Source organism: Roseateles sp. P5_D6 (assembly GCF_054049415.1).
This window is the reverse complement of record NZ_JBFUMK010000018.1, coordinates 1-21,110: the sequence shown is the minus strand read 5'-3', so window position 1 is coordinate 21,110 and position 21,110 is coordinate 1. Positions and strand designations below refer to the sequence as shown.

21 protein-coding genes and 1 pseudogene are annotated in these 21,110 nt (G+C 67.4%); 10 read left to right on the top strand and 12 right to left on the bottom strand.

The window, feature by feature from the left end; genetic code table 11:
* Positions 1-2: 2 nt before the first annotated feature.
* Positions 3-1,334 (bottom strand): MFS transporter, encoded by a 1,332-nt coding sequence (locus ACXJKM_RS21630; RefSeq protein ID WP_457355087.1) that lies wholly within the window; start codon positions 1,332-1,334, stop codon positions 3-5.
* 114 nt (positions 1,335-1,448) lie between these two features.
* On the opposite strand from ACXJKM_RS21630, the gene cyoA reads away from it, so the two are divergent.
* The 7 genes from cyoA to ACXJKM_RS21595 all read left to right on the top strand — a co-directional run bounded on the left by cyoA (position 1,449) and on the right by ACXJKM_RS21595 (position 8,422).
* Positions 1,449-2,525, top strand: a complete 1,077-nt coding sequence (gene cyoA / locus ACXJKM_RS21625) for a ubiquinol oxidase subunit II (RefSeq protein ID WP_457355085.1) — start codon at positions 1,449-1,451, stop codon at positions 2,523-2,525.
* 9 nt (positions 2,526-2,534) lie between these two features.
* The gene (cyoB, locus tag ACXJKM_RS21620; RefSeq protein ID WP_457355084.1) at positions 2,535-4,559 is read left to right on the top strand and encodes a cytochrome o ubiquinol oxidase subunit I; all 2,025 of its coding nucleotides are present in this window, start codon (positions 2,535-2,537) and stop codon (positions 4,557-4,559) included.
* 16 nt (positions 4,560-4,575) lie between these two features.
* Positions 4,576-5,199: a cytochrome o ubiquinol oxidase subunit III gene (gene cyoC / locus ACXJKM_RS21615; RefSeq protein WP_457355082.1), complete on the top strand. Its 624-nt coding sequence runs from the start codon at positions 4,576-4,578 to the stop codon at positions 5,197-5,199.
* The gene (cyoD, locus tag ACXJKM_RS21610) at positions 5,199-5,576 is read left to right on the top strand and encodes a cytochrome o ubiquinol oxidase subunit IV (protein WP_457355080.1); all 378 of its coding nucleotides are present in this window, start codon (positions 5,199-5,201) and stop codon (positions 5,574-5,576) included. The genes cyoC and cyoD overlap by 1 nt, the downstream gene beginning before the upstream one ends.
* 251 nt (positions 5,577-5,827) lie before the next feature.
* Entirely contained in the window at positions 5,828-6,535 is a 708-nt protein-coding gene (locus ACXJKM_RS21605) for an SURF1 family protein (RefSeq protein ID WP_457355078.1), read from the top strand.
* Entirely contained in the window at positions 6,532-7,875 is a 1,344-nt protein-coding gene (locus ACXJKM_RS21600) for an ATP-binding protein (protein WP_457355076.1), read from the top strand. The genes ACXJKM_RS21605 and ACXJKM_RS21600 overlap by 4 nt, the downstream gene beginning before the upstream one ends.
* Positions 7,865-8,422, top strand: a complete 558-nt coding sequence (locus tag ACXJKM_RS21595) for a response regulator transcription factor (RefSeq protein WP_457355074.1) — start codon at positions 7,865-7,867, stop codon at positions 8,420-8,422. Before ACXJKM_RS21600 ends, ACXJKM_RS21595 begins: the two co-directional genes overlap by 11 nt.
* On the opposite strand, the gene ACXJKM_RS21590 is transcribed toward ACXJKM_RS21595, so the two are convergent.
* The 7 genes from ACXJKM_RS21590 to ACXJKM_RS21560 form a co-directional block, all read right to left on the bottom strand.
* Positions 8,423-9,718 carry an NAD(P)/FAD-dependent oxidoreductase gene (locus ACXJKM_RS21590; protein ID WP_457355072.1) on the bottom strand — a complete coding sequence of 432 codons (1,296 nt, stop codon included), beginning with the start codon at positions 9,716-9,718 and terminating at the stop codon, positions 8,423-8,425.
* A 103-nt stretch (positions 9,719-9,821) separates the two neighbouring features.
* Positions 9,822-10,442 carry a YdeI/OmpD-associated family protein gene (locus ACXJKM_RS21585; protein WP_457355070.1) on the bottom strand — a complete coding sequence of 207 codons (621 nt, stop codon included), beginning with the start codon at positions 10,440-10,442 and terminating at the stop codon, positions 9,822-9,824.
* Positions 10,443-10,574: 132 nt separating this feature from the next.
* Positions 10,575-11,555: an LLM class flavin-dependent oxidoreductase gene (locus tag ACXJKM_RS21580; RefSeq protein ID WP_056197227.1), complete on the bottom strand. Its 981-nt coding sequence runs from the start codon at positions 11,553-11,555 to the stop codon at positions 10,575-10,577.
* Positions 11,556-11,596: 41 nt separating this feature from the next.
* Positions 11,597-12,463, bottom strand: coding sequence for an alpha/beta hydrolase (locus tag ACXJKM_RS21575; RefSeq protein ID WP_457355068.1), 867 nt, complete (start codon positions 12,461-12,463; stop codon positions 11,597-11,599).
* A complete protein-coding gene (gene yjjJ, locus ACXJKM_RS21570) occupies positions 12,460-13,818 on the bottom strand; it encodes a type II toxin-antitoxin system HipA family toxin YjjJ (RefSeq protein ID WP_457355066.1) in 1,359 nt (452 codons plus the stop codon). Before yjjJ ends, ACXJKM_RS21575 begins: the two co-directional genes overlap by 4 nt.
* Before the next feature lie 100 nt (positions 13,819-13,918).
* Positions 13,919-14,485 carry an N-acetyltransferase family protein gene (locus tag ACXJKM_RS21565; RefSeq protein ID WP_457355064.1) on the bottom strand — a complete coding sequence of 189 codons (567 nt, stop codon included), beginning with the start codon at positions 14,483-14,485 and terminating at the stop codon, positions 13,919-13,921.
* A complete protein-coding gene (locus ACXJKM_RS21560; protein WP_056196450.1) occupies positions 14,482-14,736 on the bottom strand; it encodes a DUF2917 domain-containing protein in 255 nt (84 codons plus the stop codon). Before ACXJKM_RS21560 ends, ACXJKM_RS21565 begins: the two co-directional genes overlap by 4 nt.
* 132 nt (positions 14,737-14,868) lie before the next feature.
* On the opposite strand from ACXJKM_RS21560, the gene gcvA reads away from it, so the two are divergent.
* Together gcvA and ACXJKM_RS21550 are read left to right on the top strand one after the other, a co-directional pair.
* Entirely contained in the window at positions 14,869-15,810 is a 942-nt protein-coding gene (gene gcvA / locus ACXJKM_RS21555) for a transcriptional regulator GcvA (RefSeq protein WP_457355062.1), read from the top strand.
* Positions 15,811-15,840: 30 nt separating this feature from the next.
* Positions 15,841-16,992 carry a serine hydrolase domain-containing protein gene (locus tag ACXJKM_RS21550; RefSeq protein ID WP_457355060.1) on the top strand — a complete coding sequence of 384 codons (1,152 nt, stop codon included), beginning with the start codon at positions 15,841-15,843 and terminating at the stop codon, positions 16,990-16,992.
* Here ACXJKM_RS21550 and ACXJKM_RS21545 read toward each other — a convergent pair.
* Positions 16,983-18,854: an AfsR/SARP family transcriptional regulator gene (locus ACXJKM_RS21545; protein WP_457355058.1), complete on the bottom strand. Its 1,872-nt coding sequence runs from the start codon at positions 18,852-18,854 to the stop codon at positions 16,983-16,985. The genes ACXJKM_RS21550 and ACXJKM_RS21545 overlap by 10 nt on opposite strands.
* A gap of 13 nt (positions 18,855-18,867) precedes the next feature.
* On the opposite strand from ACXJKM_RS21545, the gene ACXJKM_RS21540 reads away from it, so the two are divergent.
* On the top strand, positions 18,868-19,812 hold the full coding sequence (locus ACXJKM_RS21540; RefSeq protein ID WP_457355056.1) for a hypothetical protein: 945 nt from the start codon (positions 18,868-18,870) through the stop codon (positions 19,810-19,812).
* Position 19,813: 1 nt separating this feature from the next.
* Here ACXJKM_RS21540 and ACXJKM_RS21535 read toward each other — a convergent pair whose 3' ends face one another.
* The 3 genes and pseudogenes from ACXJKM_RS21535 to ACXJKM_RS21525 all read right to left on the bottom strand — a co-directional run.
* Positions 19,814-20,527 carry a YebC/PmpR family DNA-binding transcriptional regulator gene (locus ACXJKM_RS21535; RefSeq protein ID WP_457355054.1) on the bottom strand — a complete coding sequence of 238 codons (714 nt, stop codon included), beginning with the start codon at positions 20,525-20,527 and terminating at the stop codon, positions 19,814-19,816.
* Between the two features lie 102 nt (positions 20,528-20,629).
* A pseudogene (locus ACXJKM_RS21530) lies at positions 20,630-20,851 on the bottom strand (DUF6678 family protein); the annotation flags it as partial.
* 85 nt (positions 20,852-20,936) lie between these two features.
* Positions 20,937-21,110 (bottom strand): integrase core domain-containing protein (locus ACXJKM_RS21525; protein WP_457355165.1); only part of this gene is annotated, 174 nt, incomplete at its 5' end.

The window sequence follows — 21,110 nt, the reverse complement described above, 5'->3', positions numbered from 1 at the left end:
CCTCAGTCTTGAACGACGGCCGCCGCCTGCAGCCGCTTGTTCACCCGCAGCGCCACCAGCGTGCAAACCACGCCCGACAGCAGGTAGAGGCTGAGCGACACCAAGCCGAAGCGCGAGGACAGGAAGAGGGCCACGACGGGCGCAAAGGCCGCGCCCAGCAGCCAAGCCATGTCGGCCGTCAGCGCCGCGCCGGTGTAGCGGAAGTGCGGCAGGAAGTTGGACGTCACCGAGCCTGCGGACTGGCCGTAGGACAGGCCCAGCAACACGAAGCCGATCAGGATGAAGGCGGCCTGGCCGGGTTTGCCGCCGCCCAGCATGAAGGGGGCGAACAGCGCGAACACGCCGATGGCCAGGGCCATGGTGCCGAGGTAGCTGCGCCGGCCGATCTTGTCGGCGATCAGCCCGGACATGGGCATGGCCACGGCAGCGAAGGCCGCACCGAGCAACTCCATCTTCATGAAGTCCTCGATCCCCTCGGTGCCGTACAGCGCCACCCAGGACAGCGGGAACACGCTCACCAGGTGAAAGAGGGCATAGCTGGCCAGGGCGGCAAAGGCGCCGATGACGATGTGGTGGCCCTGGGCCGGCAGCAGCTCGCGCAGATAGGCGGGGTCGAGTTCCTGCTCTTCCATGCGCTTCTCGTACTCGTGCGTGACGACCAGGCGCAGCCGGGCGAACAGCGCGACGACGTTGATCGCGAAGGCCGTGAAGAAGGGGAAACGCCAGCCCCAGGAAAGGAAATCCTTGGCGTCCAGGCTGCCGAACACGTACAGGAACACGCCCGAGGCGACGAAGAAGCCCAGTGGCGCGCCGAGCTGGCCCAGCATGGCGTACCAGCCGCGGCGGTCGGGCGGCGCGTTCAGCGCCAGCAGCGAGGGCAGGCCGTCCCAGGAGCCGCCCAAGGCCAGGCCCTGGCCGACGCGGGCCAGCGCCAGCAGCCAGATGGCCGCGCTACCGGCTTCGGCATATCCGGGCAGCAAGCCCATGCCGACCGTGGAGCAGCCGAGCAGGAAGAGGGCGGCGGTCAGCTTGGCGGAGCGGCCGAAATGGCGCTGGATGGACATGCCGATCAGCGTGCCGACCGGTCGGACGACGAATGCCAGCGCAAAGACCAKGAAGGCGTAAAGCGTGCCGGTCAGGCGGTCGGCAAAGGGGAAGAAGACCTGCGGGAAGACCAACACCGAGGCGATGCCGAAGACGAAGAAGTCGAAATACTCCGACGCGCGGCCGATGATGACGCCGACTGCGATATCGCCGGGGGCCAGATCCTCGTCCGTCCGGGTGGTCACGGGACCCGATTGAGGGCTATGGAAAGTACTACCTGCAACTGCCATTTCGGGCTTGTCTCCGTCTGTGCCTTGGACAAAATGTCCAATCGTTGATTTACCTCAATCAACTTACATTCCATCGCTGCGAGCAAGATCGTTAACCCTTGCGCGCGCCTCAGGATGTACCCCAACAAGTCTCTCCTCAACAGCGCCCTGGTCTTGTCAGCCAGCTTCGCTTTGTCTGGCTGCGATTGGATCGTGATGAAGCCGCATGGCGACATCGCGCAACAGCAGGCCCAGCTCATCGTCACATCCACGCTGCTGATGCTGCTGATCATCGTCCCGGTGATCGCGTTGACGCTGCTCTTTGCATACCGTTACCGCCAGTCCAATGAGGAGGCGACGTACGCGCCGGACTGGGACCATTCCACGCGCCTGGAACTCGTCATCTGGGGCGCGCCGCTGCTGATCATCATCGCGTTGGGCGCCATCACCTGGATCAGCACCCACAAGCTCGACCCCTTCCGCCCGCTGGACCGCATCGCCGAGGGCAGGCCCGTCGCCGCCGACGTGAAGCCGCTGGAGGTCTATGCGGTGTCCATGGACTGGAAGTGGCTGTTCATCTACCCCGAGCAGGGCATCGCGACCGTCAACGAACTGGCCGCGCCGGTGGACCGCCCCATCCACTTCCGCTTCACGTCGACCTCGGTGATGAACACCTTCTACGTGCCCGCCCTGGCCGGCATGATCTACGCGATGCCGGGCATGGAGACCCAACTGCACGCCGTCATCAACAAGGCCGGCGTCTATGACGGCCTGTCGGCCCAGTACAGCGGTGCCGGCTTCTCGGACATGCGCTTCAAGTTCCACGGCCTGACGGACGAAGAGTTCGCGCGCTGGGTCGACGGCAACAAGGCCGGCGGCAACACGCTGACCCGTGCCGACTACCTCAAGCTCGAGCAGCCCAGCACCAAGGAACCCATTCGCCGCTTCGCCAGTGTCGAGCCCGGCCTTTGGAGCGCCATCGTCGACCGCTGCGTCGACGGCAAGAAGATGTGCGCCAGCCAGATGATGGCCATCGACGCGGCCGGCGGTGCCGGCAAGGGCGGCGTGGCCAGCACCATCCGCAGCCCATGGCGCGATGCCGAGGGCAACAAGCGCGAGCGCACCGTCGTGGCCGCGTTGTGCACGCCGACCAATCCGCTGGGCCTGCCCATCGAGATCGCCGACGCCTCGGCTGTCGCGCAGAAGAACTGAGACCGACCGATGTCCAATCCCGTCGTTGCCCAGCACCAGGCTGCTGACCAGCTCCACCCCATCCTCGGCCGCCTGGGCTGGGACTCGCTGCCGCTGCACGAGCCCATCCTCATCGCCACCTTCATTGCCGTGGTGCTGGGCGGCGCGCTGGTGTTCGCGCTGATCACCAAGTTCCGCCTCTGGGGCCATCTGTGGACCGACTGGATCACCAGCATCGACCACAAGAAGATCGGCATCATGTACATCATCCTCGGCGTGGTGATGCTGCTGCGCGGCTTCGCTGACGCGCTGATGATGCGGGCCCACCAGGCCATGGCCTTTGCCGACAACGCCGGCTTCCTGCCGCCGCACCACTACGACCAGGTCTTCACGGCCCACGGCGTCATCATGATCTTCTTCGTCGCGATGCCCTTCGTGACCGGGTTCATGAACTATGTCGTGCCGCTGCAGATCGGCGCGCGCGACGTGGCCTTCCCCTTCCTGAACAACTTCAGCTTTTGGATGACGGCCGGTGGCGCTGTGCTGGTCATGATCTCGCTGTTCATCGGCGAGTTCGCCAAGACCGGCTGGCTGGCCTATCCGCCGCTGTCGGGCATCCTGGCCAGCCCCGACGTGGGGGTGGACTACTACCTGTGGTCACTGCAGATCGCGGGGGTGGGCACGACGCTCTCGGGCATCAACCTGATCGCTACCATCATCAAGATGCGCGCGCCGGGCATGACCATGATGAAGATGCCCGTCTTCACATGGACCTCGCTGTGCACCAACGTGCTGATCGTCGCGACCTTCCCGGTGCTGGCCGCCACGCTGGCCCTGCTGACGGCCGACCGTTATCTCGGCACCAACTTCTTCACCAACGACCTTGGCGGCAACGCCATGCTCTACGTGAACCTGATCTGGATCTGGGGCCACCCCGAGGTCTACATCCTGGTGCTGCCGGTGTTCGGCATCTTCTCGGAGGTCGTGTCCACCTTCAGCCGCAAGAAGCTGTTCGGCTACGCGTCCATGGTCTATGCCACGGTCGTCATCACCATCCTGTCCTATCTCGTCTGGCTGCACCACTTCTTCACGATGGGCTCGGGCGCCAGCGTGAACAGCTTCTTCGGCATCACGACGATGATCATCTCGATCCCGACGGGCGCCAAGATCTTCAACTGGCTGTTCACGATGTACCGCGGCCGCATCAAGTTCGAGGTGCCGATGCTGTGGACGGTGGGCTTCATGATCACCTTCACCATCGGCGGCATGACCGGCGTGCTGCTCGCCGTGCCGGCGGCCGACTTCGTGCTGCACAACAGCCTGTTCCTGATCGCCCACTTCCACAACGTCATCATCGGCGGCGTGGTGTTCGGCGCCTTCGCTGGCATCAACTACTGGTTCCCCAAGGCCTTCGGCTTCCGCCTGGATGCCTTCTGGGGCAAGGTCTCGTTCTGGTGCTGGTTCATCGGCTTCTGGATGGCGTTCACGCCGCTTTATGTGCTGGGCCTGATGGGCATCACGCGCCGCGTCAGCCACTTCGACGACCTGACGTTGCAGCCTTACTTCGTCGTCGCCGCTCTTGGTGCTGGCGTCGTGGCGCTGGGCATCGCTGCCTTCCTGATCCAGATCGCCGTCAGCGTCTGGCGCCGCAAGGAACTGGCCGACACCACGGGCGACATCTGGGGTGGCCGCACGCTGGAATGGTCCACGTCTTCGCCGCCGCCGGACTACAACTTCGCCTTCACGCCCATCGCCCATGAGATGGACGCCTGGCACGACATGAAGCAGCGCAATGCCGAGCGCCCTCGCCAAGGCTTCGTGGCCATCCACATGCCCAGGAACACCGGCGCCGGATTCATCATCGCCATGCTGGCCACGGCCATGGGCTTCGCGCTGATCTGGCATATGTACTGGATCGCGGCGGCGAGCTTTGCGGCCACCGTCATCGCGTCCATCGTCCACACCTTCAACTACGACCGCGACTTCCACATCCCGGCCGATGCGGTGACCCGCACCGAGGACGAGCGCAGCCGCGCGCTTGCTTCCGCTGCCTGACCGGGAGACAGCTGACATGACTGCAACTGCGACCTCTCACGTCAACGGCGCCGCGCCCGTCTTCTACGACGCCGGCGACCACCATCCGCAGCCCAGCACCATGCTGGGCTTCTGGCTCTACCTGATGAGCGACTGCCTCATCTTCGCGGTGCTGTTCGCCGTGTATGCCGTGCTGGGCCGCAACTACGCGGCCGGCCCATCGGGCGCCGACCTGTTCGACCTGCCGCTGGTGGCCGTCAACACGGGCCTGCTGCTGTTCTCGTCCATCACCTATGGCTTCGCGATGATCGCGATGCAGGCCAAGCGCAAGAACCAGATGCTGGCCTGGCTGGCCATCACCGGCCTGTTCGGCCTGGGGTTCCTGGGCATCGAGCTGTTCGAGTTCCACCACCTCATCCACGAGGGCGCCGGCCCGGGCCGCAGCGCTTTCCTGTCCAGCTTCTTCACGCTGGTCGGCACCCACGGCCTGCACGTCACCTTCGGCTGCATCTGGCTGGTCACGCTGATGATCCAGGTGCAAAAGCTCGGCCTGACGCCCGCCAACCGCCGCCGCCTGATGTGCCTGTCGATGTTCTGGCACTTTCTGGACGTCGTCTGGATCGGCGTCTTCACCTTCGTCTACCTGATGGGAGTGCTGTGATGGCCGACCACGCTCACCACGACGACCACCATGACGACGGCGACTTCCACGTCAGCTTCAAGGGCTATGCCGTCGGCTTCGTCCTGTCGGTCATCCTGACGGCGATTCCCTTCTGGCTGGTCATGGGCAAGGTGCTGCCCACACCCAAACTCACGGGTCTGGTCATCCTCGGCTTCGCGGCCGTGCAGATGGTCGTGCACATGATCTATTTCCTGCACATGAACGCCAAAGTCGAGCAGGGCTGGTCCATGCTGGCGCTGCTGTTCACCGGCGCCTTGGTCGTCATCATGCTGTCCGGCTCGGTCTGGGTCATGTATCACATGAACGCCAACATGATGCCGACGCCCGATCCCGCCGCGATGCGCAACATGCCCTAGGGTGTGAAGCCCCTCGCCCAGCCTCGCCCCGCTGAACGCGGACGTGTCCGGTCGGGACCGCGCTGCGGCCAGAGCCCGCAGCGCTTCGGCAGGCATGGCGAGTCCTCAGGACTCGCCATGTCCGGCCTCAGCCCCCGAGGGGACGGCGATGCTTGCGGCATCGAGCCGCAAGCACATCGTCAGTGCGGGCCGGCTAGGGAGCGGCCCGGCGCTCGGCCCGCAACAGGCACTACGCGTGCCGAGAGGGCGTCATGAATCGCGCGGCGCGCATGGCGTTGATCGTTGCTGCGGCGCTGGCCAGCCTGGGCTTTCTCGCGCTGGCGGCCTGGCAGGTCCAGCGCCTGGGCTGGAAAGAGGATCTGATCGCTCGCGTCGAACGGCAGGTTCACGCCGAGCCGGTGGTGCCGCCGGGCGCTTCCGCGCCAGTATCGAAAGCCGACGAATACCGCCCTCTGCGTCTGCGCGGCCGCTTCGAGCCGCGCGAGGTGCTGGTGCAGGCCACGACCGAACTCGGTGGCGGCCACTGGGTGCTGGCACCACTGCGGCTGGATGACGGCACCACTGTCCTCGTCAACCGCGGTTTTGTGCCGCCCGAGCAGCGCGCGCCCGAACAGCATTCCGCGCCTGCCGGCCCCGTCGAGCTGACGGGCTTGCTGCGCCTGACCGAAACCGGCGGCGGCCCGCTGCGCAAGAACGTGCCTGCAGAAGGGCGCTGGTACTCGCGCGATGTTGCTGGCATTGCGACCGAACTTGGCCTGACGGGCCCCGTCGCTCCTTTCTTTGTCGACGAGTCCGCCGATCCCGCCCAGCCGCTGCGTTATCCGCGCCCCGGCCTGACGGTGATCCGCTTCGCCAACAATCACGCCGTCTACGCCATCACCTGGCTGGCGCTCGCGGCCATGTCTGCGGCTGCCGCCATCTATCTGCTCCGCGAAGAGCGCCGCCGCTCCCTGCCTTGAACCCCACGCCGCTGCTCCCCACCGCCGAACCTGCTGAGCCAGTCATCGTCGCGCCCGAGCGTCGCGCTGGCCGCGCCAACCTGCGCCAGCTCATCGAGCTGCGCTGGCTGGCCGTCGTCGGCCAGCTCGCCACCGTGCTCGTCGTGCATGTCGGCCTGGCGATCACGCTGCCCTGGGCCGAGATGCTGAGCCTGCTCGGCATCCTCGTTGTCTTCAACCTCTTCAGCATCTGGCGCAACAAGCTCACGCAGCCGGTGTCCCAGATCGAGCTCTGCATCGCGCTGCTGGTCGACGTTGGCGTGCTGACCGGCCAGCTCTATCTGGCCGGCGGCAGCGACAACCCTTTCATCTACCTGTATCTGCTGCAGGTCGCCGTGGCCTCGGTGCTGCTGCGGCCGGCCTATCTGATGGCCGTCATGCTGAGCGCGGTGTCGGGCTTCGTCCTTCTGACGCAATGGCACCGGCCGTTGCTGCTGGACGCGTCCTCGCCGACGACGCTGTCGCCCAACTACCTGGGCGGCCTGCTGCTGTGCTTCGTGCTCAATGTCGGCCTGCTCAGCGTCTTCATCGTGCGCATCAACCGCAACCTGCGCCAACGCGACGCCGAGCTGGCCGAGCTGCAGCAGCGCGCGGCCGAGGAGGTGCACATCGTGCGCATGGGCCTGCTGGCCAGTGGCGCCGCACATGAACTGGGCACGCCGCTGGCCACGCTCAGCGTCATCCTGGGCGACTGGGCCCATATGGCCCCGTTTGCGGGCGAGCCCGAGCTGCGCGAGGAGATCGAGGAGATGCAGCGCCAGATCCTGCGCTGCAAGGCCATCGTCACGGGCATCCTGATGTCGGCCGGCGAGATGCGCGGCGAGGCACCGCGGCTGACGACGCTGCAGGCCTTCACCGACAGCCTGGCCAAGGACTGGCGGGCCGCCCACGCAGGCGCGGATCTGGCACTGCGCAACAAGGACCTGCCCGAGGTCGAGATCATCTCGGACAGCGCATTGCAGCAGGTCGTCGCCAACCTGCTCGACAACGCTCTCGAGGCGGCGCCAGGCATGCCGCTGACCCTCGTCGCCACCTGCCCGGACGAAGCCACGCTGCACTTGAGCGTGCGCGACAACGGCCCCGGCTTCGACGCCGACCGTCTCAAGCATTTCGGCGAGCCCTACCAGAGCAGCAAGGGCCAGCCGGGCCGTGGCATGGGCCTCTTCCTGTCGGTCAACGTCGCGCGCACCCTGGGCGGGCGGCTGGAGGCTCGCAACCGCGAGGGCGGTGGCGCAGAGGTCGTGCTGACGCTGCCTCTGGCTTCGCTGCTGCCGCGACAATCCGCCACTCATGCCCGCTGACGCAGACCGCTTGCTGCTCATCGTCGAGGACGACGACAGCTTCGCCCACACGCTGACGCGCTCCTTCGAGCGCCGCGGCTGGCGTTGCCTGCGAGCCACCGGCCTGGACGACATGAAGGCCCTGCTCGACGAGCTGCCCGAGGACGAGGAACTCGGCCATGCCGTCGTCGACCTCAAACTGGCTGGCGGCGCTTCGGGCCTGTCCTGCGTACAGGCCTTGCATGGCTGGGACCCGGAGGTGCTGATCGTCGTGCTGACCGGCTATGCCAGCATCGCGACGGCCGTCGAGGCCATCAAGCTCGGGGCCTGCCATTACCTCGCCAAGCCGGCCAACACAGACGACATCGAAGCCGCCTTCGCGCGCAAGCAGGGCGATGCCGACGTGGAAGTGACCGAGCGCCAGACCGCGTCCATCAAGACGCTGGAATGGGAGCGTATCCACGAGGTGTTGGCCGAGACCGACTTCAATATCAGCGAGACGGCGCGGCGCCTGGGCATGCACCGGCGCACGCTGGCGCGCAAGCTCGAGAAGCAGCGCATCAAGTGATCAGCCGGGCAGCCTCTCCTTGAGCGCGTCGCGAAGCTCGGCCCAGCTGTAGGTGGCCTGGGCCGCCAGCAGGCCCGCCTGGCCGAAGACCGGCGTCAATCCGTAGCGCCGCAAGGCGGCGGGCAGGTCCGCGCGGCCGCTGATGGCGTTCGCCAGCCATTCGCCGGCCACCGTCGTCGGCGCCACGCCATGGCCGCCAAAGGCCTGAGCGAACCACAGGCCCGGCGCCAGCTGGCCGATCTGCGGCATCTTGTGCCGGGCATAGCTCATGAGCCCACCCCAGGCATGCGAGACGCGCACCGCGGCGAGCTGCGGATAAACCTTGAGCAGGTCCGCCTGCAGCATCTGCGCAATGCGGGCCGGGTCGCGCTCCTGGATGGAGATGCGGCCGCCCCATAGCAGCCGGTGATCGGCGAGCGCTCTGTAGTAGTCGAAGGCGAAGCGGTTGTCGTAGAGGGCGGCGGGCGTGCGGATCGGTCGCAGGTTGGGCGGCAACGGTTCGGTCGCGATGACATAGGTTGCGATGGGCAGGCGCGCGCCGGTCAGGGCTGGCAGCATGGCCTTCAGATGGGCACCACCGGCCACGACGACCTGGGCCGCGCGGATCGAGGCGTCATGTGAGGTGCGCAGCACGAAGCCACCGGTGGCAAGGCGCTCGATGCTCATCACGGCACTGTGCTCGTGCACCCTGCCACCGGCATGCTCGATGACGCGAGCCAGCCCCAACGCGTACTTGAGCGGATGGAAATGGAAGGCATCGCGCTCCAGCAGAGCGCCGCCATAACGCTGCGTGTCCAGCCACTGCCGGACCTGGGCAGGCTCGATTTCGTCCCAGGTGACGCCGAAGTTCTCGCGCAGCCAGCGCGCCTGATCGCGCAACTGGCGCTCGGCGCGTGCGCTGTGCCTGAACCAGTTGAGCAGCAGAGCGCCGCCCTCTTGCCGGTCGCAGTCGATGGCGTGGGCCTCGATGCGCGAGCGGATCAGTGCGATGGCTTCGCGGCTATGAGCGTAGAACTCACGCGCCGCTGCCAAGCCCAGGTCGCTCACCAAGTCCGCCGCGTCGCGGCTGTAGCCGCCGAACACGAAACCGCCATTGCGCCCTGACGCGCCATGGCCGATGGTCTGCGCCTCCAGCACCGCCACGCTGGTGATGCCGCGCTCCTGCAGCCCGCGAGCCGCGGCCAGGCCCGCAAAACCGCCGCCGAGCACGGCCACTTCCACGTCAGTGGACGAGTCGGCCAGCGGCTGGAAGGTCAGGCGCGGGGCGGTGACGGCGTAGTAGGTCTGGGTTTGCATGCGCTCGCATCGGGCTCAGATCTGCCGCACCCACTGCGTCTCAGCTATCGGCTGTCGGAACTGCAAGTCCGTGCGTTGGCCGGTGGGGGGCAGCGCTGATGGCCTAGCCGGGCTTGGGCTTGGGCTTGAAGATATGCACCGTTTCGCCGCGGGCGAGCATGTCCACCAGTTGCGCGATGCGCCTGGCACGCGTCTCGGGCTTGACGGCGGTCTGGATGCGCCAGAGCACGGCGTAGCGGTTGCTCGCGTTGACGGTGGCGAAGAAGGCCTTGGCCGGCGGATTCGCATCCAACGCTACCGCCAGGTCGTCGGGCACGGTGGACGTCTTCGCGCCGTCGTGGGCCTGGGCCCAACGGCCGTCGGCCTTGGCGGCCTCGACCTGCGCCTGGCCGGGTGGCTGCATGCGGCCCGCCTTGATCAGCGCGGCCACTTTTTCGACGTTGATCTTGGACCAGACGCTGCGCGCACGCCGCGGCGTGAAGCGCTGCAGGAAGTGCTGGTCGTCCAGCCCCTTCTTCTGACCGTCGATCCAGCCCCAGCACAGCGCGATCTCCACTGCCTCGGGGTAGGTGACGCTGGGCTCGGCCGCGCCGCGCTTGGCGATCATCAGCCACAGGCCGTCGGACTTCGCGTGGTTCTTCTTCAGCCAGGCCTCGAAGGCCCTGGCGTTCTTGAACAGCGTCGGGGCGACCTCGGCCGGGGCGGCGGGCTGGGCGGCGGGCATGCGCGCAGTGTGCCGCAAGCCCGGATGGCGTCGATGGGGCAAGGGCCGCTTCAGGCGAAGCTTCCCTATGAAATTCCAGACTGGCTGGACGCCGAGGCACTTATTCACGGTGACTCGGACAGCGCGCGCAACTCAGAGCCGCGCCAGCAGCTCGTACGAACGCCTGCGCAGTGCATGGTCATGCACTGCGCAGGCGACGATGAATTCATCCGCCTGCGTGCGCTCGCTCGTTTCCGCCAGCCCGGCGCGCACGGTCTCCGGCGAACCGACGATGGATTCACTCAGCATGCGCTCCACCTGCATGCGCTCAGCCGGTGACCACAGCGCATCCATGCTCGGCACCGGCTCGGGCAGCTTGCCGCGCCGGCCGCGCACCATGCCCAGGAAGCGCTGCTGAGCCGACGTGAACAGGTACTGCGCCTCGTCGTCGGTTGGCGCCACGATGATGTTCAGGCCCACCATCGCATGCGGCTTGGGGTGGCGAGCGCTGGGCTTGTAGGTGGAACGGTAGATCTGCAGCGCCTGCATCAGCATCTCGGGCGCGAAGTGCGACGCGAATGCGAAGGGCAGGCCGAGGTGAGCGGCGAGCTGGGCCGAGTACAGGCTGGAGCCCAGCAACCAGATCGGCACCTCGGTGCCCTGGCCCGGCACGGCACGCACTTGCGCCTGCGCGGCCAGTGGCGCGAGGTAGCTCTGCAGCTCCAGCACATCGTTGGGGAAACCGTCCTCGCCGCTGCTCTCCAGGCTGCGCCGCAGCGCGCGCATCGTCGGCCGGTCGGTGCCGGGCGCGCGGCCCAGGCCGAGGTCGATGCGGCCGGGGAAGAGCTCGGCCAGGGTGCCGAACTGCTCGGCGATGGTCAGCGGCGCATGGTTGGGCAGCATGATGCCGCCGGCGCCGACGCGGATGCGTTGGCTCGCCGCGGCCAGTTGGCCGATCAGCACCGCAGTGGCCGAGCTGGCCACGCCTTCCATGTTGTGGTGCTCGGCCACCCAGTAGCGCGTATAGCCCAGCGTGTCGGCCAGGCGCACGAGGTCCAGGCTGTTCAGCAGGGCTTCACGCGTCGTGGCCCCTTCGACGACGGGCGCCAGGTCAAGGATGGAGAGCGGGGGCATGGTAGACATGCAGGCATCTTGCCGGCGCCGGCTTGGCCTTGTCAGCCACCGGCTTTGCGCAAATGTGATTGCAACCAAGGCAGCAGGCGACCGCGGTAGGCCGAGGCGTCAAAGTCGTGCAGGTCTTCGTGGCCGGCGCCCGGCACCGGCCAGAGCGCCTTGGGCTCGGGCGCCGCGGCGAAAAGCTGCTCCGTCTCGACCCAGCGCGTCGAGCGATCCGCGGTGCCCGACGCGACCAGCAGCGGCGCGTGAACAGCCTTGATGGCCTCGATGGGACGCAGCTCATGCACACCGAGACCGAGCCGCAGCGGGATCTGCAGCAACAGCAGCGGCGCGGCCCATGCGCCGGCCGGGCCGAGGCGCGCCACCAGGCGGTCTTGCACGGCATCGGTGATGGTGGGGTAGACGGACTCCAGCACCATCGCATCCAGCTCGGGTTGGCGCTCGGCGAACAACAGCGAAGCGCCGCCCAGCGACACGCCGATGCCGCCCAGCTTTTCGCCCGGCAGGCGGGCGCGCAGCCAGCCCAGTGCCGCCTGCACGCCCAGCGCCTCGCGGCGGCCGAAGCTGATGCGGTCACCGCTGCTTTCGCCATGCGAGGGCAGGTCGATCAGCAGGCTGCCAATGCCCTCGCGCTGCAGCCAGCGGGCGCGTTCCAGCATCTGCAACCGGTTGCCACGCACGCCGTGCAGCAACAGCACCGCGCCTTCACCCGGGCGGCCGGGCAGGAACCAGCCGCTGACCTGCTGGCTATCGCCGTAGGGGAGGCGCAGCGCCTCGGCCCGCAAATCGGGCGGTGGTGGGCCGATGGAGTCGCGGGCCGGGCGGGTCAGCCATTCGCCGGCGGCCAGGCTGAACACGACAACACCCAGAGCCAGCAGCAGCGTGATGAGGAGCAAACGGTTCATGCGACGGAGGCTGCCTGCTCAAGCGCCGCGGCGTTGTCGGCGCACAGCATGCGAAACGGTAGGCTGATGCGCTCATCCGCCGCGGCGGCCTGCCAGAACCCGCGTGCGCGGGGCAGCACACGCAGCCAGCGATCCCGCTCCGTCGGCAGCGGCAGGATGGGTGTGAGCGGCGGGGACAGCACTTCGCCACCGGCCAGCGGTGCGTAGCGCATGGGGAGCTGGTCGTAGCTGGGCGCCAGGCTCAGACCCGCGGCGTCGTGGAAGAAGCACAGATTGCCGCCATGCATGTCGCTGTTGGCGATGAGTTGGCCGAAGAGCTGGCGCTCGGCGACCCGCTCGGCATCCGCCGTGCTCAGCAGGCCGTGGACGGCCAGTGCAGCGGCCACCCGGGTCCAGTCGTTCGTGGCCTCACCGACGAGGCCGGCATTGACGCTTTCGAGGCTGACGACCCCTCGCCGCCCGTGCGGGCCGATGCGGTCGAAGCGTTCGCTTTCCAGGAAATGGCGCCCCTCATGTGCCAGCAGCCGGGTGTGCGCCGCCTCCAGCCCCAAGGCCGCCGCTGCAAGCTGCTCGCAGACCAGCAGGTCGCGCCAGCGCTGCACCGTTGCGGACTCGTCGGCGCCCGAGAACTTGACGACGCAATGCGGTGTCGCCATGCCTGCCAGTTCGCGTGCCACCGTGAACTTGGGAAATTCGCCGCCCGCCGATGAGCCGGGCAGTGCGCCTTCCATGGCCTGGGCTGCCAGTTCGGCGTAGCGGGCTGGCAGTCCTGCCTCATGCAGCGGCGCCGGCGACGCCAGCCTGGCATCGAGAAAACGGCGCAGGACGGCGTCTCCCACCAGCAACTCGCCCGGCAGGTCGTCGCCGAGACTGCTCAGGGCCAATAGCAGGGCATCGTCGTCCCAACTGCGTGGGTCGGGGGACAGGCCCAGGCCGGCGGCATGCCGGCGCGCGAAGTTGCGGCCCAGGAAACCCTGCGGCCGCAGGTCATAGAGCGGATAGGGCAGGCCCTCGTACCAGCCGTCGCGTGCGGCGTCGGGCGCCGGCCAGGCGGCGGCCAGGGTGTCGAGATGGCAGCCTTGCGGCCAGATCGGGCGCAATTGGGCCAGGGCCTGAGGACGGCCATCGGCAGCGATGCGGTAGAGCTGGGCCTCAACGCGTTGGCCACGGAAATCACGTCGCCAAGCGACGCGCCGACGCCGGGTCTGACCCGCCGCCACGACGGCGACACCGGCCGCCGCAACCAATCGCTGGGCGGTCTTGGTTGAGCAGCCCAGGGCCGCGGCGATGTCCGCCAGCCCCAGAGGGCCGCGTGGCCGCAGGAGTTGTTCGAGGCTGGTGAGGTCTGCGGACATGATTCAGGAGTCGTGTCCTGAATTTTGTCCTCAATTTATTACGAAAATCAAATGCAAATCAATAAGTTGCTGAATTTGTTCGTCATTGAGTGTCCTTAGTTCAGGCATCAATCGCCGGATCATTCGTGCAGAGCACCGCGCGCACCAGTTGTGCGCCGTCTGGATGGGCTGTCAAGCGGGCGCCCTGATCACGCATCAGCGCCAGCATGCGGCGGTTGTCGGCCAATATGTCGCCATGCAGGCGCTGCACGCCGTGGCGGCGCGCATGGGCCGTCAGGTGGGCGATGAGGCGCCGGCCCAGGCCGCGGCCCTGCCAGTCGTCAGCGACGGCCAGCGCGAACTCGGCGCGCTCGGGGCGGTCTTCGTCATGCACATAGCGCGCGTCGGCAATGACGGGATGGCCGGGGGCTTGGGCTTCGACCACCCAGGCGACGTGCTGGCTCTGGTCAACTTCGGTCAGCAGCTTCAGCAATGCGGGGCTGAGTTCGCGCAGGCCGACATGGAAGCGCTTGTGGCGCGAGTCCAGCGACAGCGCGCTGAAGAAGGCCTGCTCGGCAGCGGCATCCGCGGCGGCAATGGGGCGCAGGCGGACCTGGTGCCCGCCGGCCAGCATCCAATGCTCGGGTGCCTCGGTGGCGACGGGCGCTGGCGCCAGCAGCGTGTTCACTGCCGCGCTCCGGTCGCCGCCGGCCTCAGGTCCAGCACCGCCGGGCCGCTCAACGCGCTGACGGTGACCGCCTCATCGGTCTGCACGACAAAGCACTGGCCGGGTTCCAGCACGATGTCGCGCGAATCGTGGTCGATGGTGATCCACAGCGTGCCGGACGCGCTGCACAGATGGGTGGCGCGGGCCTCGGGCAGGCGCGAGATCTGGCCGCGTTGCAGCAACAGCCGGGTGCGGGGGACGTCGATCAGCATGGTGTGCTCCTGGGCCGGCGGACTGGCATGCCGGGTTGGCATGCTTGCGTTGCGGCCGTCTGACGCGGATAGTGCCGCTTGGCCACCTTGCCGACAAACGATCATTCGGAAGGCTTCGCATTCCGCCATCGCATGCCAACAAAGCCCGTCGACCACCTCCCGCCGCTGCAGTTGCTGGCCGCCTTCGAGGCGGCGGCGCGGCATTTGAGCTTCACCCAGGCTGCCGAAGAGCGCTTCATCACGCAGTCGGCCATGAGCCGGCAGATCCGCGCGCTGGAGGACGAACTCGGCGTGACGCTGTTCGAGCGCCGCCACCGTGCGCTTGCGTTGACCGAGGATGGCCAGCGCCTGCACGCCGCCTGCTCGACGGCCTTGAACACCTTGCGTGTGGCCGTGCGTGCGGTGCGTGAGCCGCACCAGCGCCAGATGCTGGCGTTGACGACGACGCCGGGCTTCGCGTCGCTGTGGCTGATCCCACGCCTGACCGGCTTCACCCGTGCCCACCCGGGCATCGACGTGCGCCTGGATGCCGGCCTGGGCAACCGCAACCTGGCCAGCGAGGGCTTTGACCTCGCCATCCGCTACAGCCCGGTCGGCGCGGCTCAGGGCCAACAGCTGTTCGCCGAATCGATGGTGCCGGTCTGCAGCCCACGGCTGGTGGGCGAACTGGGCCTGGCGCTGCGCGAGCCGCCCGACCTGGCCCGGCACACGCTGCTGCACCTGGCCATGGACGGCGACAGCGCCGGCATGCCGGCCGAATGGGAGCCCTGGCTGAGCGCCTGGGGCCTGGTCGATCTGCGGCCGGCGGCGCGCTTGAGTTTCTCGAGCTATTCCGAGGCCATCGCCGCCGCCATTGCGGGGCAGGGCGTGGCGCTGGGCCGGCGGCCGCTGGTGGACGCGCTGCTGGCCAGCGGCCAGCTCGTCACGCCGTTTGATGCCGGCATCGCGTCGGCGCGGGCCTATCGCCTCATCGTCGACCCGGCGGCCAAGTCGCGGCCGGCGGTCAAGGCCTTCGAGCAGTGGTTGCTGGCGCAGTGTGACGTGGGATCAAGCGCCGCCCCTCAACCTCTCTGACTTACGTCATCGGTCAGAAGCTGCCGCACGATGACGGGTTGCGCCAAGGTTCGACACCTCAACTCACCCACGCTCCGTCCTGAACAGCCTATGAAATTTGGAAGAGAGACCCTCGTCATCCTGACGGCGGCATTGCTGTTGGCACTGCCTGGCCTCGGCCGCGCCGCTGATGCCATCGAAACCTCGAACGATCAGACGCGCCGCCTGATTCAACAGACGATGAAGGAACGGCGCATACCGGGGCTGCAGGTTGCGGTCGTCAAGGACGGCCGGATCGTGCTGTCCGAAAGCTATGGCTGGGCCAACGTCGAAAACCGTGTGCCAGCAACGGCCAAGACATTGTTCCCGCTCAACTCCGGCACCAAGCCGCTCACAGGCGTTGCGTTGATGCAGTTGGCCGAGGCCGGCCTCGTGAATCTTGAGGCGCCGGTATCCCGCTATCTCGATGACCTGCCGAGCGCTTGGCAGCCCATCCGCGTGCGGCAGTTGCTGGCGCACACCTCGGGGCTGCCCGACATCGTCGATCAACCCGGCCCCGTCACTGGCAGCACTGAAGCGGCCATGTGGAAGGCGGTCAAACAGCAACCCATGGAAGCGCCGCCCGGTGAGAAGTTTGCCTACAACCAGACCAACTACGGCCTGCTGGCTCAGATCATCGTCAAGCAGGCCAAGATGCCCTACGAGCGCTACATGAAAGAGCGGCAGTTCGCGCTGGCCGACATGCCGCTGACGACGTTCGGCGACAGCTATGACCTCGTGGCGAACGCTGCAACGATCTACAGCCACTTTCCCCGCAGAACGCTCGCGCCGGACGATGCCGATCGCCTGTCTCACTGGGTCTACGAGATGCCCTACAGCCTCCATGCGGGAGGCGGCATCCAGACGACGGCCACCGAGCTGGCGAACTGGATCGTCGCGCTGTCCAGTGGCCGGTTCATCAGCGCGGCCAGCGCGCAGCGCATGTGGACACCCGAGAAGCTGAGCAGTGGTGCTGAAGGCAGCTGGGCGGCCGGCTGGCCGGTGCTTGCATCAAGCCCGAAAAGGCAGGTCGCCGGCATCGGCGGCAACCGCGCGGCCTTCATCGTTTATCCGGACGAGGGCTTGGCCGTCGTCGTCTTGACGAATCTGGTCGGCGGCAATCCGGAGAGATTCATCCCCCAGATCGCTGCGTTCTACAAGTGATGGGTCGCTGGCGCAGCCACATGGCTTGAGATGCCGGGGTCGGCGGACACAGCGCGCAGCGTCCATTCCCGCGCTTGCGTGGCGTCGACGCTTGCGTCGCGTGCCTCACGCAGCAGCGCCGCGGCGAGGCGGGCCCGCCAGCGCTCGGCCGCAGCCAGCGCCCAAGTCTGCTCGCTGAGCGTCAGGCAGGGGCCACGGTAGAGCTTGAGGGCGGCGTCCAGGGCCCCGGCGGCGGCAGAGCTGCCAGCAGGTGAGTGCTCGTGCTCAGTCAGGCGGTCGTTCAGGGCCTGCACGTCGACCCAGACGCAGTCCGCGTTCAGGCGCACGCCATGGTCCTGCACCAGCAAGGCGGCGTCGTGGGCCAGCAGGCGGCGCAGCCTCGCGACGGTGACCTCGAAGGCCTTTTGCCGCCCCTCACGGCCGTCACCGGGCCACAGCTCGCGGGCCACGGCCTCGGTTGAGGCGGCCTCGGTGCCGCGGCAAGCCAGATAGCGCAGCAGTTCGAGCGGCTTGCTGGCGGCCTTGCGCCCTTCCGCTGAACGCACGGCGCCGGCGTCGTTGCACATTTCAAAGCCACCCAGGGCGTGGACCTTCACCGACCAGGGCCAGGCCTCGGGCGCCCCGGCCGGCGCGGCGAGCCGGCGCGTGCGGATGGCCGAGCGCACCCAGTCCGTCTCGGCGCCCTGAACCAGGGCCTGGCAGAAGATCTCGCCGATATGCAGCGGCAGCAGCGGCAGCACGCCGGGCCACTCCAGTTCGCGCAGCGTGCGCATGGCGCGGGCCAGGGGTGCGTTTGGCAGGGCGCCCCAGCCATTGCGCTGGCCGATGGCGATCAGTGCGGTCAGGTCTGCCAGGCAGCGCAGGCGCGCCGCCAGGTAGCGTGGCAGCTGCATCTCGCCCAAGCCTTGAAAGCGCGCTGCAGCATCCTCGGCATTGCCGCAGCCAATCAGTGCATAGCCCTCCTGCACGAGGTAGGTGACCTGGTAGCCGGGCCAGGCGCCACTCATCTGCAAATGGCCCAGGGCACGCCTCGCGTGGCCCAGGGCCGCATGGAAGTCGCCCTCAAGCAGGGCCACGCGGCAGCGCACATCGGCCTGGTCGGCCCACCACAGCGGCGTGCTGGCTGCATCGCCCGCGGCGGCGGCCTGGGCTGCCAGCGCCAGCGCCGCCGTGGGGTCGCTGCTGCACTCCACCAGGCGTGCGCGCTGCAGTGCCGCGACGGCGGCCAACCCCGGTAGATGGTGTTCGGCTGCCAGTTGCTGCGCCAGCACCAGCCGCTCGCGCGCTTCGTCGACCTTGGCGAAGGCGTACAGATGCCAGGCCGCGACGATGGCCCAATGGCCGCGCCAGAAGGGTGAGGCATCGGGCCGCTTCTCAACCGTTGCGACCTGCGCGAACAGCAGTTCGAACTCCGCATCCTCGCCATGGCGTTCGCAGAGCTCACCCAGCGCGCAGGCCAGCGCCAGTGACACGTCGCTGGGTGCCTGTCGGGCGCTTTCCATCAGCAGCGCCACGTTGGCGGGTGGCCATGCGGGCAGCACACCGTAATCATGGGCAATCGACGCCCCGGCCCAGGCGAGCAGGCCCTCGATGCCGGTGCCGACCGCGTCAGGGCCGACGGCCGTCAGAACACCCAGCATGGGCATCGCGTGGCGATAGATGCAGGCCTGCAGGTGCTCCACCAGCACCACGAGGCCGGCTGCTCCGGCAGCGAGCGCCGCCTGTCCATCCGTCTGCGCCCGCAGGGCCAGCGCCGCCGTGCTGTCCAGCGCACCGGGGGCCTGCGCCGAAAGCGCCCGCATGACGCCCAGCAACTCGCTCGACCGCTGCGCGGCTGCCGCTTCAGGCTGCGATGGGTTCATCGCCGCATGCTAAGTGCTGTGGGTCATCCGTGGGTGGTGCGGCGCGGCCGCGCCTTCCATCATCGAACTGCAGCCTGCGCACCGCCGGCGGCGCAAACGGGAGCTTGCAATGCACAACGATCTTTCACCGGCCCGGCGCTTCATGGCCGTCGCCTGCCTGGCCACAGCCTGCAGCAGCGCCACTTGGGCGCTTCCGCTAGCCCCAGGGGTCACCCGCGAAATCAACTTCGTTTCCGACCACTCGACGTGTACCGGCCTGCTGCCGCTGGGCGGCGACTTCGTGTCGTGCACGCTGACGAATGGCGCGGACCTGACGGCTTCGTTTGCCGACTACTACGGCAGCCCTTCGAGCGGCAGCGCCCATGTTTTCGTCAATGGGATGGACATGCACTTGTCCGTCAAGTCGACACCCTCCACGGTGCCGACCTCCGTCATCGATGCCGTCCAGTTCGACCAGTTCATGATCACGGGACCCACGCCCACGGTGCAGGTTGGCGTCACGGTCACCCTCGATGGCACCACGGCTCGAAGCGCTTCCGGCTTTGTGCTGACCAGCTACACCTTCATCAGCGGCAAACGTTCGCTGACGCCGAGCGCCTCGGCGAACGCGGTCGCTGATCGGATTGCCAATGACCCGTCACGTGACGTGCTCGCCTTCGGCCGCACCGCAACCTTCAGTGGCGGCGTCACTCAACCCACCCTCCATCGCGTCGATTCAGCCTCGTTCACCGCGGTGGTCGGCACGCCGTTTGAGCGCGGCTTCGAGTTCGCGATGTCCAGTCTGAACTCTTCTCTGAGCTTCAGCGCGCGCGTGGAGTATTCGCTGCCAGCCGGCTACACCCTGACGTCGGCCCGGGGGCTGCTGGTGAACGCCGTGCCGGAAAACCGCAGTTGGGCGTTGATGCTTGCCGGGTTGGTCAGTCTGGGCGGCATGCGTCTGGCACGGCGAGCCAGGTGAATCAGCCTGCCAGCCCTGCGTACACGTGTTGCACGTCGTCGTTCGCATCCAGCGCAGCGAGAAAGCTCTCCACTTCCTCCAGCTGCTCAGCGCTCAGGCTCGCCGGGTCGATGGGGTTCTTGGGGCGGTAGCCCAGCTTGGCGCTGAGCACCTTGAAGCCCTGCTCGGGCAGGGCGCGGCTGACCAGGTCGAGGTCGGTCGGTTCGGTCAGGAAGACGGTGACGCCTTCTTCGTCGGGCGGCAGCAGGTCCTGCGCGCCGGCTTCGATGGCGGCGGTGTCGGCGTCGGCGCCTGGCGTGGCAGGCTCGGCTTCGATCATGCCGACGTGGTCGAAGTCCCAACCCACCGAGCCGGCCGTGCCGAGCTGGCCCTTGCGGAACAGCACGCGCATGTCCGACGCGGCGCGGTTCACGTTGTCCGTCAGCACCTCCACCATCACCGGCACGCGATGCGGCGCAAAGCCCTCGTAAATGGCCTGCTCGAAGTGGACGACTTCACCGGTCAGGCCGGCGCCTTTCTTGATGGCGCGGTCCAGCGTCTCCTTGGGCATGGACACCTTGCGCGCCTGCTCCACCACCAGCCGCAGCCGCGCGTTGTCCTTCGGGTCAGCGCCGTGGCGCGCGGCAATCATGATGTCCTTGGACAACTTGCCGAAGAGGCGCCCCTTGGCATTGGCGGCGATGTCTTTGTGTTTGGCTTTCCATTGCGCGCCCATGGGGTGTCCTGTCGTTTGTCTAGTAAGCCCAAGTCGCGTGACTTGTCGGGCGGGTCGCTACTTTACGGGGTGGCTCTTGCCGATCTCGCCCCTGTCGTCGCGCTATTGAGGTGCGAAATCGTCGTAAGACCTTGGTAAATAACCCCAGATACGTACGACGTCGCCACGCTGCTCGAAGTCGAAGCCAATCTTTTCCAAGATTGGCAGGATTTCGTTTCGATGGTCAATGCTCGCTCTAGGAAGCAGCTTTCCTATGAATGGCCCCTCCTCGGACAGGCCGATGTCAAACCATTCGACAGCTTCAAACGGAAAGGGCAGGTGATAAAACCATTCGACATCCCAATTCGAGACGGTGCCATCAACTGATTTCGAGCGATAAGAAGTGACCTGCCCCCAATCGCCGTACCAGTCATTGCGAGGGAGCCCTGGGGGTCAAGGGTATCGCCAGTGCGGCGGTTGAAGCTGAACCTTCCTCGACAGCCTGCTGCCGTTGAAGGCGTGCGAAGCACCTGGGTGGCATGCGGCCGATGCTCGAATGCGGCCGCACCTCGTTGTAGTCCTGTACCCAGGCCTGGATCACGAC